We start from the raw sequence: 837 nt of genomic DNA on the forward strand, positions 1-837 counted from the left end.
TCTGGGAAGCCGGGTCCGGCGGCCTGTTCTCCGGGCCCCTCGTCGCCGACCGCTTCTCCGCAGGCTCCAAGTCCGCCCTCATCCCCGAGCAGCCCGTCGGGCGCGACGGCGCCATCTCGGTGCCCTACGCCGGCCGCATCAAGGTCGCCGGCCGCCGCACCCAGGACGTCCAGGCGCTCATCGAGAACGAGCTCGCCGGCAAGGCCATCCAGCCGCAGGTGCTGGTCTCGGTCACACGCCCGATCTCCCAGGCCGTCACCGTCACCGGCGAGGGCGCCGCCGGCGCCCGCCTGCCGCTCTCGGGCCACGGCGACCGCATCCTCGACGTCATCGCCGCCGCCGGCGGCAACCGCGCGCCGGTCAACGAGACCTTCGTGCGGCTCTCGCGCGGGCCGGTGACCGCGACCGTGCCGCTGACCACGGTGGTGTCGAACCCGCGTGAGAACATCTACCTGCGGCCCAACGACGTGCTGACCCTGGTGCGCGACCCGCAGACCTTCATCGCGGTGGGCGCGCTGGGCAACAGCACCGAGCTGCCGTTCCAGGCCGACGGGATCACGCTGGCGCAGGCGCTGGCCAAGGCGCGCGGCCTGTCGGACTTCGCCGCCGACCCGGCCGGCACCTTCATCTTCCGGTTCGAGCCGGCCAGCGTCGTGCGTCGTCTCAGCCCCGGCTCGAAGCTGCTCGGCACGCCTCTGGTGCCGGTGGTCTACCGGATCGACATGCGCGACCCCAACAGCCTGTTCGTGTCGCAGGCGTTCCGGATGCGCAACCGCGACCTGATCTACGTGTCGAACGCGCCCTTCACCGAGGTCCAGAAGGTCCTCACCGCCTTCA

Annotated in this window: 1 protein-coding gene; it reads left to right on the forward strand. The window is 72.0% G+C overall.

Annotation, left to right across the window (positions count from 1 at the left end; translation table 11 throughout):
• A partial coding sequence (locus ME121_RS32825) for a polysaccharide biosynthesis/export family protein (protein WP_059410346.1) occupies positions 1 to 837 on the forward strand: 837 nt, incomplete at both ends.

Source organism: Methylobacterium sp. ME121, from assembly GCF_000974725.1.
In the GTDB taxonomy this organism is placed as follows: Bacteria; Pseudomonadota; Alphaproteobacteria; order Rhizobiales; family Beijerinckiaceae; genus Methylobacterium; species Methylobacterium radiotolerans.